This is a genomic window from Rathayibacter sp. Leaf299 (assembly GCF_001423055.1).
Taxonomy (GTDB): Bacteria; Actinomycetota; Actinomycetes; order Actinomycetales; family Microbacteriaceae; genus Rathayibacter; species Rathayibacter caricis.
In genome coordinates this window covers 326,124-339,404 of the sequence record NZ_LMNT01000002.1, presented here as the reverse complement: position 1 = coordinate 339,404, position 13,281 = coordinate 326,124, and the positions used below count along the sequence as shown (strand labels likewise).

Here is a 13,281-nt window from a genome sequence, read left to right as displayed (position 1 = left end):
TTCGCCGATCGCGGATCGGGACCCGTCTACTGCAGCGCCGGCAGCACGACCGAGCGGATCGCCTCCGCGAAACGGTCGTACCCGGCGTCGTCGAAGTGCAGGCCGTCCTCGACGAAGAGCGACGGATCGATCGCTCCCTCCGAGGTGAGCAGCGCCTCGGCCGTCGGCACGAACACGACGCGGTCGTCGGTGTCGGCGTACGCGCGGATCAGGTCGTTCGCGATCCCGACCTCCTCGCGGACGGCCTCGCGCGCCGGCGTCTCGGCGATCTCGACGTAGAAGACCTCGGCGTCCGGCGCGACCTCCTCCAGCCGGCCGAGGTACTCGATGACCGCATCGGCGGTCTCGGCACCGGAGAGCCCGTCGGCGTCGCCGCTGATGTCGTTCGCGCCGACGTAGACGAGGACCGCGCGCGGATCGAACGGCGCGATCATGCTGTCGAGGTGGGCCAGGTGATCGGCCACGGTGGTGCCGCCGATGCCGAGGTTGTAGGTCTCGAGGGGGCGCAAGTCCTCCTTCGACGTCGTCCACCGGCCGAACGACGAGCTTCCCGTGAGCAGGATGCTGTGCTGCGGGTAGCCGTCGGGGAAGCGCTCCGCGATCGCGGCGACGCGCTCCTCCATGTCGACCGTCGAGCGCGACGAGGTCGCCCCGTCCCTCGGCACGGCGACGGCCACGACCACCCCCGCGACTCCGGCGAGCAGCAGGACGCCGAGCAGGGCGAGGAGGACGGGACGTCGGCGACCTCCGTCGCCGATCGGAGGCGTCGCGCGAGTCATACGACGATCATCGGGCACGGCAGTCGGCGGGTGACGCCTCCGCCCCCGTCGGGGGGCGCGTGCTCGGCACTCCCCCGCACCGGGCCCGACTGTCACATGCCCGTAACGCACCGAGCCGCTGAACCACTTTCAGGGGCCCCACAGCCGTGCAACACTTGCTCGGCACCGACGCCACTGTCATCGATGATCACGACGGACGAGGGACCATGGCACGCACGCGCATCACCTGGGTGGATACGGCGAAGGGGATCGCCATCATCCTGGTCGCCCTCGCGCACTCGGTGCAGTGGACGATCTCGGCCGGCATCGCCCCGCGGGCCTGGGACGACATCAACCTGCTCCTGATCGTCTTCCGCATGCCGCTGTTCTTCCTCGCCTCCGGGCTCTTCGCGGGCTCGGTGCTCAAGCGCTCGTGGCGCGAGCTCTGGCGCTCGCGCCTCAGCCTCCTCGTCTGGGCGTTCCTGCTGTGGACGCTCGTGCGCTTCCTCTTCTTCACCGTGGTCCCGAACCCCGGAGGAACCGACGAGACGAACCCGATCGACCTGCTGCTGTCGCCGCTCATGCCGCACAACGGGCTCTGGTTCCTCTACGCCCTCACCATCTTCTTCGTGCTCGCGAAGCTGGCCGACGGACGCGTCGACTGGCGCGTGCAGGTAGGCATCGCGACCGCGATCGCCGTGGCCTGGTACGCGATCCGCTCCACGACGTCGGAGGGGACGGGCAACATCGCCTGGGACGGCATGTCCCGCTACCTGATGTTCTTCCTGATCGGGCTGCACCTGCGCACGGCGATCCTCGCGTTCGTCGAGCGCCGCGGACTGCTGAGCGGGATCGGCTTCGGCGTGCTCTTCCTGGTGGCCGCGGCCGGCATCCTCGTCGCCCGCGGACCGTTCCCGCTGCTCACCGTGGGCCTCGTGCTCGTGAGCGTGCTCGCGGTCCTCGCCGGCCTCGTCCTCGCGCGCTTCCTCTCGGGAGTGCGCGCCGCCGACTGGATCACGTACATCGGCCGCAACACCCTGCCGGTCTACGTGGTGCACGTACTGTTCGTCTCGCTGACCACGAGCTTCCTGCTGCTCTTCGAGGGGCAGCGCTGGCTGGACGCCATCGGGCCGGCCGTGCCCCTGATCGTCTGCGGCGTCGCGGTCGCGGCGGCGCTCGGCTACTGGCGCCTCACCCGCGACCTCCCGGTGCTGAAGTACGGCTTCCAGGCGCCGCGCTGGTTCTCGGGCAGCCGCGAGAGCGTGGAGTCGCGCTCGGTCTGAGCGCGGGGAGTCAGTCCGCGTCGAGGACGTCGAGCACCGCTCCGGTCAGGCTCTCCTCGATGTGCGCCCGCGCCAGGGCCGCGGCTCCCTCGACGTCGCCGGCGACGACCAGGTCGAGCAGCTCGCCGTGCTGGCGGTGGTCGACGGTGCGCGGCTCGTCCCCCGACGGCAACTCGAGCCCCCTCCGCCGGTACCGGTCGGACTTCGCCCACAGGTCGTCGAGGAGCCGTACCAGCGCGGCGTTGTGCGAGGCCCGGTACATGGCTCGGTGGAACGCGGAGTGGGCGAGGATCGCCTCCTCCCCCTCCTCGCGCGTGACGGGTCGGAGGGCGGCGGCGGCCTCGCGCATCCGCTCGAGGTCCTCCTCGGTGCGGCGCTCGGCGGCGAGCGCCGTCGCGGCAGGCTCCAGTGCGAGGCGCACCTCGAACAGCTCGCGCCCCTCCTCCGCGCTGAGCCCGGCGACCCGCACGTCGCGGTGGGCGTCGAGCTCGACGAGGCCCTCGCTGGCGAGCCGCCGGAGCGCCTCGCGCACGGGGGTGATGCTCATGCTCAGGTCCTCGGCGAGCTCGTACTGCGGCACGCGGGTCCCGGCGGCCAGATCGCCCATCAGGATGCGGCGGCGCACCTCGCTGTAGGCGACGTCGCCCTTGCTGGAGAAGACGGTGACGGTCACGGTTCTCGCTTCCTGTCTAGCGGTCCGGAGGCACTCAGCATACGGTGGTGATCGCATCTTATAAGATGCATCCAGCAATCGGAGGAGCATACGTGAAGATCGTCGCCGCCCATGTCGGAACCATCCCCATCAGCTCGTCGATGCGCAACGCGTACATCGACTTCTCGAAGATGGACAGCTCGATCATCGCCCTGGTGAGCGACGTCGTCGTCGACGGGAAGCCGCTCGTCGGCTACGGATTCAGCTCGAACGGCCGCTACAACGCCACGCCGATCATCCGAGAGCGCCTGCTCCCCCGCCTCCTCGCCGCCTCGGACGACGAGCTGCACGACGAGAGCGGCGAGTTCTCACCGACGAGGGCATGGACCGTGATGATGGCCAACGAGAAGCCCGGCGGTCACGGCGAGCGCTCGGTCGCGGTCGGCGTCGTGGACATGGCGCTGCACGACCTGGTGGCGAAGGTCGCGGGCGTCCCCCTCTACCGGTGGATCTCGGACCACTACGGCGACGGCTCCCCCGACGACGACGTGTTCGTCTACGCCGCCGGCGGCTACTACGCGCCGGGTAAGACCACCCGCGACCTGCAGGACGAGATGCGCCGCTTCCTCGACTCCGGCTACGAGGTCGTGAAGATGAAGATCGGCGGCACCGATCTCGCCGACGACCTCGAGCGCATCGAGGCGGTCATCGACGTCCTGGGCGGAGACGGCTCCCGCCTCGCCGTCGACGTGAACGGCAAGTTCGACCTCGCCACCGCGCTCGAGTACGGCCGCGCGATCGAGCCCTACGACCTGTTCTGGTACGAGGAGGTGGGCGACCCGCTGGACTACGCGCTGAACGCCACGCTCTCGGAGCACTACTCCAAGCCCATCGCCACCGGCGAGAACCTCTTCTCGATGCAGGACGCCCGCAACCTGCTCCGGCACGGAGGCATGCGCCCCGACCGCGACTACATCCAGGTCGACCCGGCGCTGTCGTACGGGCTGGTCGAGTACCTCCGCGTGCAGGAGGAGCTCGCCCGGCACGGCTGGTCCTCGCGCCGCTGCGTGCCTCACGGCGGGCACCAGTTCTCCCTCCACATCGCCGCCGCGCTGCACCTGGGCGGCAACGAGTCCTACCCGGGCGAGTTCCAGCCGACGGGAGGCTTCACCGACGACGCCGTGATCGACGGCAGCCGGGTCGCTCCGGGCGAGCTGCCGGGGATCGGCCTCGAGGGCAAGAGCGCGTTCTTCCGGATCCTGAAGGACCTCGTGGAGTGAGCGGCGGGTGGTGCGTCAGGCGGGGACGCGCCGCCCCGCCGCGAGGCGCACCGCCAGCGTCGCCACGAGCACCACCACCGCCGCGACCAGCGCCGCGATCCCCGCCGGAACCGAGATCAGCTCGCCGCCGAACCGGCCGACCGCCACCCAGACCAGTCCCCAGCACAGCGAGAGCATCGGAGCGAGGCGACCGCGTCCGGCCACGGCGAGCGCCACTCCGATCACCGCGGCCACGGCCAGCACGACGACCGCCCAGACGTCCGCGCCCGGGCCGTCCGCACTTCCGACGCCGGAGCCCACGAGCGCCGCCGTGACGTTGGCGACGGTCGCGACGCAGACCCAGCCGAGGTAGAGGCCGAAGGTGCCGTCGGTGACGACCGCGTCGACCTTCCCGGAGGTGCGCGTCGTACGCAGCAGGACGAAGATCCGCGCGAGGACCGCCAGCAGGAGGACGATCACGACGACGCTGAGCACGAGCAGTCCGGCCTGCACGACCAGGATCCACGCGGCGTTCAGGAGGAGGCTCGCCGCGGCCCAGTAGCCGAGGCGGCGGTGACGGGTCCGCGCGGCCTGGGAAGGGAGGAACTGCCAGATCGCGTAGGCGATCAGTCCGGCGTAGATGACACTCCAGATCGCGAAGGCGGGGCCGTCCGGAGCGACCGGGGTCGAGGAGGCGCTGAGCGCGCCGCCGGCGGCGTCGGCGATCTGCGTGCCTCCGGCGGCGCCGGAGCCGAGGAAGGAGCCGACGAGGGCCAGGACGGCGCTGACGGCGACGACCGTCTGCCGGATCCGGTCGGCGCGGGTGGGGGTCTCTGCGGCGGACATGTCGCTCCTCGATCGATCAGCTAGCTGACTATTTACAGTAGCGCGCTTCTGGCTGCGACGGACCGGGGCTCGCGGTCCTCAGTCGGCCAGCACCCACGGGAACGCCTTCGCGGGCGACCGCGCACCCTGCCGCGCCTTCGACCGGTTCGGCTCGCCGAGCTCCTCCAGCAGGCTCTCCGACTGACGGACCAGCGCCGCGAACGCCGCGGTGTCGAGCCACTCCGGTCGCATCGCGAAGAGCAGGTCCTCGGAGGCGGTGTTGCCGCTCGCACCCGGCGCGAACGGGCAGCCCCCAAGTCCGCCGAGCGCTCCGTCGACGACCGAGGCGCCCGCCTGCACGGCGGCCAGCGCGTTCGCGACGCCCGAGCCCCAGGTGTCGTGGCCGTGGAACACGATCTCGCGGGGCGGGGTCTCGGCGGCGACCCGCGCGACGAGCGATGCGACCTGCCCCGGATGCGCCTGACCGAGGGTGTCGCAGATCACGACGTCCTCGGCACCCTCGGCCCGGGGGTCGTTCGCGATCGCGAGGACGCGCTCCTCCGGCACCGCCCCCTCGAACGGGCAGGTGAAGGACGTGGCGATGCAGAGCTGGATGCGCCCGCCGACGCCGTGGGCGAGCGCGACCGCCTCCGGCATGGCGTCCAGGCTCGCCTCGGTGGGGCGGCCGATGTTCGCGCGGTTGTGCGAGTCGGAGGCCGAGAAGCAGTACTGGAAGTTCCGCGCTCCGGCCGCCGCGGCCTTCTCGATGTGCCGCGGAGTCGCGACCCAGACCCAGCTCCGCTCGAGCTCCTCCGGCGTCAGCGCCGCGATCACCTCGAGCGTGTTCGCCATCGGAGGCACCACGTCGCCGCGGGCCATCGAGCCGATCTCGAGCTCGGGCACCCCGGCGGCGAGGAGCGCGCGGGCGAGGCCCACCTTGCGCTCGGTCGACAGCATCCGGCCCGTGAGCTGCAGTCCGTCGCGCAGGGTCACGTCGCGCAGGCGCGCGGTCATCGGGCGTCCGCCTCGGCGGCGCGGGGGGTGGGGGTCGCGCCCTGGAGCATCGCCAGGACCTCCTCGGTGTCGTGCCCCAGCTCGGGGGCGAGTGTGCGGATCGGGAGCGATCGGCCGCCGAGCACGGGGACGACGCCGGGGAAGCCGACGTCCTCGATCGTGCCGGCGCCCGTGTCGACGTCGAACTTCTGGATCATGTCGCGCGCGGCGTACTGCTCGCTCGCGCTGATGTCGGCCGCCGTGTAGATCGGGCCGGAGGGGACGCCGCTCTCGTCGAGGACCGCGAGGGCCTCTGCAGAGGTCTGGGTCGCCGTCCACGCGCCGATCGCGGCGTCGAGCTCGTCGCGGCGCCGCCAGCGCAGGTCGTTCGAGGCCAGGCCCTCGTCGGCGGCGAGATCCTCGCGTCCGATGATCTCCATGAGGCGCTGGAAGATCGCGTCGCCGTTGCCGGCGATCACGATGCTCGACCCGTCGGAGCAGGTGTACGCGTTGGTGGGCGCGATGCCCTCCATCCGCCCGCCGACGCGCTCGCGGACGACGCCGTGGGCCTGGTAGTCGGGGATCAGCGACTCCATCATCGAGAACATCGCCTCGTTCAGGGCCACGTCGATCACCCGCTCCTCGAGCGGTGCGGGGCCCAGGCCCGCCGCCCGCCGCGTCTCGCGCTGGAAGAGCGCCATCATGACTCCGTACCCCGCGTAGAGGCCGGCGATGGAGTCGCCGATCGAGACGCCGACGCGCACGGGCGGCCGGTCGGGGTCGCCGACGAGCTCGCGGAACCCGCCCATCGCCTCCGCCACCGCGGCGAACCCGGGGCGCTCCGACAGCGGGCCGGTCTGCCCGAACGCCGAGATCCGGCCGATCACGAGGTCGGGGTTCGCCTCGTTCAGCACGTCGGGCCCGATCCCCCAGCGCTCGAGGGTGCCGGGCCGGAAGTTCTCGAGCACCACGTCGCACTCGGCGGCCAGCCGGCGGACGGCGTCGCGGCCCTCCTCCGTCCGCAGATCGAGGGTGATCGACTTCTTGTTGCGGTTGATGGTGTGGAACAGCATCGACGTCGTCGAGCCGGCGTGCAGGCGCCACTTGCGCAGCTCGTCGCCGGTGCCGGGCCGCTCGACCTTGATCACCTCGGCGCCGAAGTCGGCCAGCAGCCGGCCCGCGGTCGGAGCGGCGATGAAGTTGCCCAGCTCGAGCACGCGGAGCCCGTCGAGCGGAGCGATGCGGGGTGCGGTGGTCATGGACTGCCTTCCGGTCGGATCCGACGACGGCGTCGGGGCTCGGGCGGTGCCCAGCGCACCCCTGCGTCGTGCTCCCGTCGAGTCTGCCGCGTGGAGCGCCTCCGCACCGCACCGGAACCCCTGCCCGGTGTCGGAACCCGGACGTACACTGACGAGACACCATGCGCAGACACACCTCGACCCCGCGTCCGGAGTGGCGCGCCCGCCTCGACGAGGTCGGTTTCAGCTTCTACGACCTGCCGTCCGAGGGCGGCCGGCCCTACTGGAACGAGCTCGCGGCCTACAGCTTCGCCCCGGCCGAGATCGACCTGCTCGAGGGCGTGACCAAGGAGCTGTTCGACCTCTGCATGGAGGCGTGCGAGAAGGTCGTGCGCGAGGGGCGCTTCGCCGAGTTCGGCATCCCGGAGCGGTTCCACGAGCTGGTGCGCACCTCCTGGGACGAGGACGACCCCACCGTCTACGGCCGCTTCGACCTCGCCTACGACGACCGCGGCGCGGTGAAGCTCCTCGAGTTCAACGCCGACACCCCGACCTCGCTCGTCGAGACGGCCGCCGCCCAGTGGCAGTGGCTGATCGACGTGCACGGGCCCGATGCCGACCAGTTCAACAGCCTGCACGAGCAGCTCGTCGAACAGTGGCGCCACCTCCGGCTCGAGCGCTGGACACTCGACGAGGGGGCCCGGCTGCACCTCGCGTCGCTCCGCGACTCCGGCGACGGCGAGCTGATCGTGGAGGACGCCGACACCGTCGCCTACATGGCCGAGACGGCGGCGCAGGCGGGCTTCGACCCCAAGCTGATCTTCGTCGAGGACATCCGGTACGAGCTCGACGGCGCGGGCTTCGTCGACGCCGACGGCGAGCCGATCCGCCGCATCTTCAAGCTCTACCCGTGGGAGTGGATGCTCGGCGAGCAGTTCGGCGGGCTCCTGCTCGACCGGCGCGAGCGCACGCGCTGGGTCGAGCCCGCGTGGAAGCTCCTGCTCAGCAACAAGCAGCTGCTCGTCGTGCTCTGGGAGATGTTCCGCGGGCACCCGAACCTGCTCCCCGCCTCCGCCGAGCCGCTCGTCGGCACCGCCCAGGTGCGCAAGCCCCGCCTCGGCCGGGAGGGCGCGAACGTCACGGTCCTCGACGCCGACGGCTCGGTCGTCGCCGAGAACGGCGGCGTCTACGGCGAGGAGGGCTTCATCCACCAGGCACGCGCCGAGCTCGCCCGCCTCGACGGCAAGACGGTCGTGATCGGCAGTTGGATCGTCGGCGAGACCCCCGCCGGGATCGATGTGCGCGAGACGAGCGGCCTGATCACGGGCGATCTCGCCGAGTTCGTGCCCCACTACATCGAGGGCGGGCGGAGCGATCCCGCCTTCGGCAGTCCCGAGCCGACCCGCCCCCAGGACGCCCGCGACGACCGCCCGCAGGACGAGGAGACCCGATGACCGACCCCGAGAACCGTCCCCGCGACGCCGCCACCGAGGACGACGACAGCGCCGTCCGCACCGACCGCCGCCGCTCCGCCGACGTGGGCATCAGCGGCATCGCCTCCAAGCGCCGCGGCCTGATCATCGGCGGAGTCGTCGCGGTCGGGGCGATCGGCCTGGCCGTCGCGCTGAGCGCGGGCGATCCGTCGTCCGACGGCGTCGTGACTACCGGAGCCGACGGCGAGGACTACGTGATCCCCGAGAACGCCGAGCGCCCGGTCTACGCCAGCCGCGAGGACTGCCTGGCCGACGTCCGCGAGCAGATCGCGAAGCTGCAGGCCGAGGGCGAGACCGTGGCCGACGATCCGGAGCAGCTCTGCGAGGCGACCGACGAGTACCGCGGCCACTACGCCGGCGGCTTCTGGCTCGGGCCGCTCATCTTCGCGTCGTCGCGGTGGAACTCGACCCGCGCGACCAGCTGGGCGCCCGTCACGAGCGGCGGATTCGCGGCGCGCGGAGCGACGCAGCCCGACGTCGTGCAGAAGGCGCCGGCCGGAGCGACGGTCGGCTCCAAGCAGACCCTCTCGGGCGGCTTCGGCAGCACGGGCAAGTCGGGCTTCGGCTCGAGCGTCGGCGGCTGAGCGGGGGCTCCCGCGACGGGAGCCCTCGCCGTCGTCAGGCCGCCGTGCCCGTGGCGACCTCCTCGAGCACCGTCGCCCCGTCGTGATGCGGGGTGCTGGAGCGGACGAACACCACGGCGAGCATCGCGGCGATCGCCGCGACCACCGCGGCGGCGAGGAACGCGGTGTGCAGCCCGCTCAGGAACGCGTCGGCGGCCGCGGCCGCGACGTCCGGTGCAGCGCCGGCGGGGACGAGCCCCTGCGCGACGCCCTCGCGGGCCGACTCCGAGAGCCCGAGCCCGCTGGTGCCGGCACTCGCGGCCGCCGCGACGACCGCGGCGAAGACGGAGGTGCCGAGCGCACCGCCGAGCTGCAGCGACGTGGCCTGGAGCCCGCCCGCGACGCCGGCCAGGCGGACGGGTGCGCTGCCGACGATCGCGTCGGCTCCGGAGGTCATGACCAGGCCGACCCCGAGGGCGAGCAGCACGAACGGCACGGCCATCGCGAGGTAGGCCGAGTCGGTCGTGAGGAAGGTCAGCCCGAGCATCGAGACGGCGATCAGGCCGAGCCCCGTCGTCATCGTGGGCCGGATGCCCCACTTCGCGACCAGCATCGCTCCGAGCGGCGACGCGATGATCGACACCCCGCTGAGCGGCAGGAGCATCACGCCGGCTTGCACGCCCGCGACGCCGCGCAGGTTGAGCAGGAACAGCGACAGGAAGAACGTCGCTCCGAACAGGGCGAAGAAGTTGACGGCGATGGCGACGGCCCCGACCGAGAGCGTCGGGTTGCGGAACAGCGACATCGGCACCAGAGGCGTCCCGACGCGGTTCTCGACCACGACGAAGGCCGCGAGCAGCGCCAGGCCGAGCGCGATCGCGCCGAGCGTCAGCGGACTCGTCCAGCCCCACGACTCCGACTGGACGACGCCCAGCACGAGGCCGAAGAGGCCGAGAGCGAGCAGGGCCACGCCGGCGACGTCGAAGCGGCCGCGGGTCGGAGCGGTCGACTCCGCCAGCACGCTGCCGCCGAGGATCAGGCCGACGACGGCGATCGGGGCGTTGATGAAGAAGACCGACTCCCAGCCGAAGAGCGCGACGAGCGCCCCTCCGACGATCGGGCCCGCCGCGATGGCGACCGACGAGACGCCGCCCCAGATGCCCACCGCCATGCCGAACTTCTCCTTCGGGAAGGTCGAGCGCAGCAGGGCGAGCGTCTGCGGCATGAGCAGCGCGGCGCTCAGCCCCTGGAGGGCGCGGAAGGCGATGACCCCCTCCGCGGACCCGACCAGGCCGATCGCGACCGAGGTGACGGCGAAGGCGGCGACGCCGATCAGGTACATGCGGCGGCGGCCGAAGCGGTCGCCGAGCGTGCCGCCCAGGATGAGGAACACCGCGAGGCCGAGCAGGTACGCGTTGGTGATCCACTGCAGCTCGGCGAACGAGGTGCCGAGCGAGGCGGCGATGGCGGGGTTGGCGATCGAGACGACGGTGCCGTCGAGTCCGACCATGAAGAGGCCGAACGAGACGGCGGCGAGGGTGAGGCCGGGACGGCCCCGACGAGGAGTGCGGCGCGCGCTTTCGGGCGCGCGGGAGGGCGTGGGCACGGGTGTTCCTGACGGGAGAGGGTGACGGGGATGCGGGAGCGGTGCTCCTGCTATCCGGGTCCGGCCGTCGGCCCCTTCGTCCGTCGTCCCGTCGCGGCCGGCGCCAGCACCGGCAGCACCCACGCCGCGAGCAGCGCCTCGAGCTCGGCCGGGGTCGCCGCGGCGCCCGTGGCGACGGCGCGGTCGACCGTCAGCGCGATCAGCGCCTGCGCGGCCAGCGCGGTGTCGGCGTGCGCGTCGATCACTCCGGCGTCGCGCAGTTCGTCGAGGGCGGCCGCGGTGCCGCGGTGCAGCGGCACGACGAGCTCCTCGTGGACCGTCGCGCGGATGTCGGGGTCGTCGACCGCCGCGGTGGTCAGCGCGGTGACGAGGCGGCCCAGCCGGCCGACGGTCATGGACCGCAGGCTCTCGAGGACGGCGCGCAGTGCGTCGGCGGCGTCGGCGTCGACCTCGGCCGGGACCGTCTCGACCTCGACCAGCGCGGCGGCGGCGCGCACCAGCTCGGTCTTCGTCGCCCAGCGCCGGTAGATGGTGGCCTTGGACGCGTGCGCCCTCGTCGCGATCATGTCGACGGTCAGGCGGGCGAAGCCGACCTCGGCGAGAACGTCCAGCGTCGCCTCGAGCACCGCGTCCGCGCGGCGGAGCGAGTAGGCGGACACGGCAGGCTGCACGAACAAAACTGTACCATACAGTTCTGTTTCCGAGGCCGGTCGCGTGGCGGCGACCCCTGGACGCTACTCGGGGCTCAGGCGCGCGCTGCGCGCAGCGCCTCGAGCGACTGCTGCACCGCGCGGCGGACGTCGCGGTCGGGGTCGCGCAGCATCGCGGTCAGCGTCTGCTCCACGCTGGCCGCGAACTCGCCCTTCTCGTCCCGGCCGGAGCCGATGCCCGCGATCGCGACGGCGACCAGCGCCCGCGCCCCGGCGCTCCGCACGCGGGCGTGCTCGTCGGTGGTGAGGCGCGACAGCTTCTTCTGCCCGCCGAGGATCCGCTCGGCGCAGACCCGCGCGCACATCTCGCGGACCCGCCACGACGCGTTCGAGAGACCCGCGACGACGGCGTCGGCCGCCTGCTCGTCCCACACGTAGAGCAGGGCGCGAGCACCCCACAGCTCCGGCCAGTACAGCGACGGCGCGCCCTTCAGCACGCCGTCGGCGTGCTCGCCGCCGACGGTGAGGAGGAACGACTCGCCCTCGTACCCGCCCGTCAGCAGCGACGCGGAGCGCAGCGCCACGGTCTGCTCGCCCTGGCGGGCGACCTGCGCGCGCAGGCGCTCCTCGAGGGGGTCGGTCAGGGTGACGGGGTACTCGCTGTCGGATGCCATGTGGCTTCCCAGCGTAGTCACGCGGGTCGGATCCGGCCCGTCCCGCTAGCGCGGTCGCCGCGTCAGGACGAGGTGCACCACTCCGGACGGCGAGGGCGTCGCCTCGACCGAGTAGCGCTCCTCCAGGCCCTCGAGTCCGTCCCAGAGCCGCTCGCCCCGGCCGAGCACGATCGGCATGACCACCACGTGGAGGTGGTCGATCAGATCCGCCTCGAGGAACTGCCGCACGGTCGCGACCCCGCCGCCGATCCGCACGTCGCCGCCGCCCGCCAGCTCCCGCGCCGTCGCGAGGGCGGTCGCCGGATCGGCGTCGACGAAGTGGAAGCTCGTGCCGCCCGCCATCTCGAGGGTCGGCCGCGGGTGGTGCGTCAGGACGACGACCGGCGTGCGGAAGACCGGATCCTCGCCCCACCAGCCGCGCCACTTCTCGTCCTCCCACGGTCCGCGCTGGGGCCCGAACTTGTTCCGGCCCATGATCTCGGCGCCGATGCCCTCTCCCCAGGCGCTCGCGAACGCGTCGTCCACCCCGCGCGAGCCGGGCCCGTCGCCGGGCAGCCCCATGTCGCGGAAGGTCCGGGTGCCCATCGCCCAGCCCATCAGCCGGTGGCCGGCGTGACCGAAGGGGGCCTCGAGCGTCTGGCCCTCCCCCGCGCCGAAGCCGTCGAGCGAGATCGAGAAGTTGTGCACGCGGACGAGGGACACGGGAGCCTCCGGAGGTCGGGTTCGCCGCTCAGAGTAGGGGCGCCGTGCACCGGAGGGGAAGCGGCTCCGCGTCGAGGATCAGCGCTCGTACACGTCGCGGCGATGCCCGACCGTGACGACCACGACGACGAGCACGCCGTCGTCGACCGTGTAGAGGATTCTGTAGTCACCCACGCGGACCCGCAGGCCGGGACGCCCCTGGAGCGCTCGTGCACCCGGCGGTCGAGGATCCTCGCCGAGCAGTGCGATCACCCCCTGCAACCGCGTGCGGTCCCTCGCGTCGATCCGGCGCAACGCCTTCACTGCGGCCGGCCGCAGCTCGATCCGGTAGCGGCTCATCCCCAGCCCAGGTCGGCCTTGGCCTGGGCCCAGGGGATGTTCTCGCCCTCCTCTGCGAGCGCCTCATCGAAGGCCCTGACGTCCTCGAGCTCCTCCAGCGCGTCCCGCATCCGCTCGTACTGCTCCGGGCTGACCACCACCGCCTCCGGCCGGCCGTGCCGCGCGAGGATCACGGCCTCGAGACGGGACTGCTCGAGGACCTCGGAGAAACGAGCGCGTGCTTCGGAGACGGAAACGGTCGACATA

15 protein-coding genes are annotated in these 13,281 nt (G+C 72.4%); 4 read left to right on the top strand and 11 right to left on the bottom strand.

Features of this window, described 5'->3' with window-relative positions:
• Nucleotides 1-26: 26 nt before the first annotated feature.
• Entirely contained in the window at nt 27-779 is a 753-nt protein-coding gene (locus tag ASF48_RS08885; protein WP_055789944.1) for a GDSL-type esterase/lipase family protein, read from the bottom strand.
• Between the two features lie 206 nt (nt 780-985).
• Here ASF48_RS08885 and ASF48_RS08880 point away from each other — a divergent pair, with 206 nt between their 5' ends.
• Nucleotides 986-2,041 (top strand): acyltransferase family protein, encoded by a 1,056-nt coding sequence (locus tag ASF48_RS08880; RefSeq protein ID WP_055789941.1) that lies wholly within the window; start codon nt 986-988, stop codon nt 2,039-2,041.
• A 10-nt stretch (nt 2,042-2,051) separates the two neighbouring features.
• Here ASF48_RS08880 and ASF48_RS08875 read toward each other — a convergent pair whose 3' ends face one another.
• Nucleotides 2,052-2,714, bottom strand: a complete 663-nt coding sequence (locus ASF48_RS08875; RefSeq protein ID WP_055789938.1) for a GntR family transcriptional regulator — start codon at nt 2,712-2,714, stop codon at nt 2,052-2,054.
• A gap of 92 nt (nt 2,715-2,806) precedes the next feature.
• Between ASF48_RS08875 and ASF48_RS08870 the strand changes: the two genes are divergently transcribed.
• The gene (locus tag ASF48_RS08870) at nt 2,807-3,973 is read left to right on the top strand and encodes a mandelate racemase/muconate lactonizing enzyme family protein (RefSeq protein WP_055789935.1); all 1,167 of its coding nucleotides are present in this window, start codon (nt 2,807-2,809) and stop codon (nt 3,971-3,973) included.
• A gap of 15 nt (nt 3,974-3,988) precedes the next feature.
• On the opposite strand, the gene ASF48_RS08865 is transcribed toward ASF48_RS08870, so the two are convergent.
• The 3 genes from ASF48_RS08865 to ASF48_RS08855 all read right to left on the bottom strand — a co-directional run bounded on the left by ASF48_RS08865 (nt 3,989) and on the right by ASF48_RS08855 (nt 7,029).
• Nucleotides 3,989-4,798, bottom strand: a complete 810-nt coding sequence (locus ASF48_RS08865; RefSeq protein ID WP_055789932.1) for a tryptophan-rich sensory protein — start codon at nt 4,796-4,798, stop codon at nt 3,989-3,991.
• Between the two features lie 78 nt (nt 4,799-4,876).
• Nucleotides 4,877-5,791, bottom strand: coding sequence for a hydroxymethylglutaryl-CoA lyase (locus ASF48_RS08860; protein WP_055789930.1), 915 nt, complete (start codon nt 5,789-5,791; stop codon nt 4,877-4,879).
• Complete coding sequence (locus ASF48_RS08855; RefSeq protein WP_055789927.1) at nt 5,788-7,029, bottom strand: CaiB/BaiF CoA transferase family protein; 1,242 nt, start codon at nt 7,027-7,029, stop codon at nt 5,788-5,790. The genes ASF48_RS08860 and ASF48_RS08855 overlap by 4 nt, the downstream gene beginning before the upstream one ends.
• Nucleotides 7,030-7,190: 161 nt before the next feature.
• Here ASF48_RS08855 and ASF48_RS08850 point away from each other — a divergent pair, with 161 nt between their 5' ends.
• A complete protein-coding gene (locus tag ASF48_RS08850; RefSeq protein WP_082481161.1) occupies nt 7,191-8,462 on the top strand; it encodes a glutathionylspermidine synthase family protein in 1,272 nt (423 codons plus the stop codon).
• Nucleotides 8,459-9,085: a hypothetical protein gene (locus tag ASF48_RS08845; protein WP_055789924.1), complete on the top strand. Its 627-nt coding sequence runs from the start codon at nt 8,459-8,461 to the stop codon at nt 9,083-9,085. The genes ASF48_RS08850 and ASF48_RS08845 overlap by 4 nt, the downstream gene beginning before the upstream one ends.
• 34 nt (nt 9,086-9,119) lie before the next feature.
• Here the strand turns inward: ASF48_RS08845 and ASF48_RS08840 are convergent, their stop codons facing one another.
• The 6 genes from ASF48_RS08840 to ASF48_RS08815 form a co-directional block, all read right to left on the bottom strand.
• Nucleotides 9,120-10,670, bottom strand: coding sequence for an MFS transporter (locus tag ASF48_RS08840; protein ID WP_055789921.1), 1,551 nt, complete (start codon nt 10,668-10,670; stop codon nt 9,120-9,122).
• Between the two features lie 50 nt (nt 10,671-10,720).
• On the bottom strand, nt 10,721-11,341 hold the full coding sequence (locus tag ASF48_RS19900; protein WP_235577217.1) for a TetR/AcrR family transcriptional regulator: 621 nt from the start codon (nt 11,339-11,341) through the stop codon (nt 10,721-10,723).
• A 74-nt stretch (nt 11,342-11,415) separates the two neighbouring features.
• On the bottom strand, nt 11,416-11,994 hold the full coding sequence (locus ASF48_RS08830; protein WP_235576958.1) for a HEAT repeat domain-containing protein: 579 nt from the start codon (nt 11,992-11,994) through the stop codon (nt 11,416-11,418).
• A gap of 45 nt (nt 11,995-12,039) precedes the next feature.
• Nucleotides 12,040-12,696 (bottom strand): dihydrofolate reductase family protein, encoded by a 657-nt coding sequence (locus ASF48_RS08825; protein WP_055789915.1) that lies wholly within the window; start codon nt 12,694-12,696, stop codon nt 12,040-12,042.
• A 78-nt stretch (nt 12,697-12,774) separates the two neighbouring features.
• Complete coding sequence (locus ASF48_RS08820; RefSeq protein ID WP_055789912.1) at nt 12,775-13,035, bottom strand: type II toxin-antitoxin system RelE family toxin; 261 nt, start codon at nt 13,033-13,035, stop codon at nt 12,775-12,777.
• A complete protein-coding gene (locus ASF48_RS08815) occupies nt 13,032-13,280 on the bottom strand; it encodes a type II toxin-antitoxin system Phd/YefM family antitoxin (RefSeq protein WP_055789909.1) in 249 nt (82 codons plus the stop codon). Before ASF48_RS08815 ends, ASF48_RS08820 begins: the two co-directional genes overlap by 4 nt.
• Nucleotide 13,281: the final 1 nt, after the last annotated feature.

Coding starts and splice junctions, on each gene's coding strand:
- ASF48_RS08885 (WP_055789944.1), bottom strand. CDS start 779: ATGACTCGCGCGACGCCTCCGATCGGCGACGGAGGTCGCCGACGTCCC.
- ASF48_RS08880 (WP_055789941.1), top strand. CDS start 986: ATGGCACGCACGCGCATCACCTGGGTGGATACGGCGAAGGGGATCGCC.
- ASF48_RS08865 (WP_055789932.1), bottom strand. CDS start 4,798: ATGTCCGCCGCAGAGACCCCCACCCGCGCCGACCGGATCCGGCAGACG.
- ASF48_RS08860 (WP_055789930.1), bottom strand. CDS start 5,791: ATGACCGCGCGCCTGCGCGACGTGACCCTGCGCGACGGACTGCAGCTC.
- ASF48_RS08855 (WP_055789927.1), bottom strand. CDS start 7,029: ATGACCACCGCACCCCGCATCGCTCCGCTCGACGGGCTCCGCGTGCTC.
- ASF48_RS08850 (WP_082481161.1), top strand. CDS start 7,191: ATGCGCAGACACACCTCGACCCCGCGTCCGGAGTGGCGCGCCCGCCTC.
- ASF48_RS08845 (WP_055789924.1), top strand. CDS start 8,459: ATGACCGACCCCGAGAACCGTCCCCGCGACGCCGCCACCGAGGACGAC.
- ASF48_RS08830 (WP_235576958.1), bottom strand. CDS start 11,994: ATGGCATCCGACAGCGAGTACCCCGTCACCCTGACCGACCCCCTCGAG.
- ASF48_RS08820 (WP_055789912.1), bottom strand. CDS start 13,035: ATGAGCCGCTACCGGATCGAGCTGCGGCCGGCCGCAGTGAAGGCGTTG.
- ASF48_RS08815 (WP_055789909.1), bottom strand. CDS start 13,280: ATGTCGACCGTTTCCGTCTCCGAAGCACGCGCTCGTTTCTCCGAGGTC.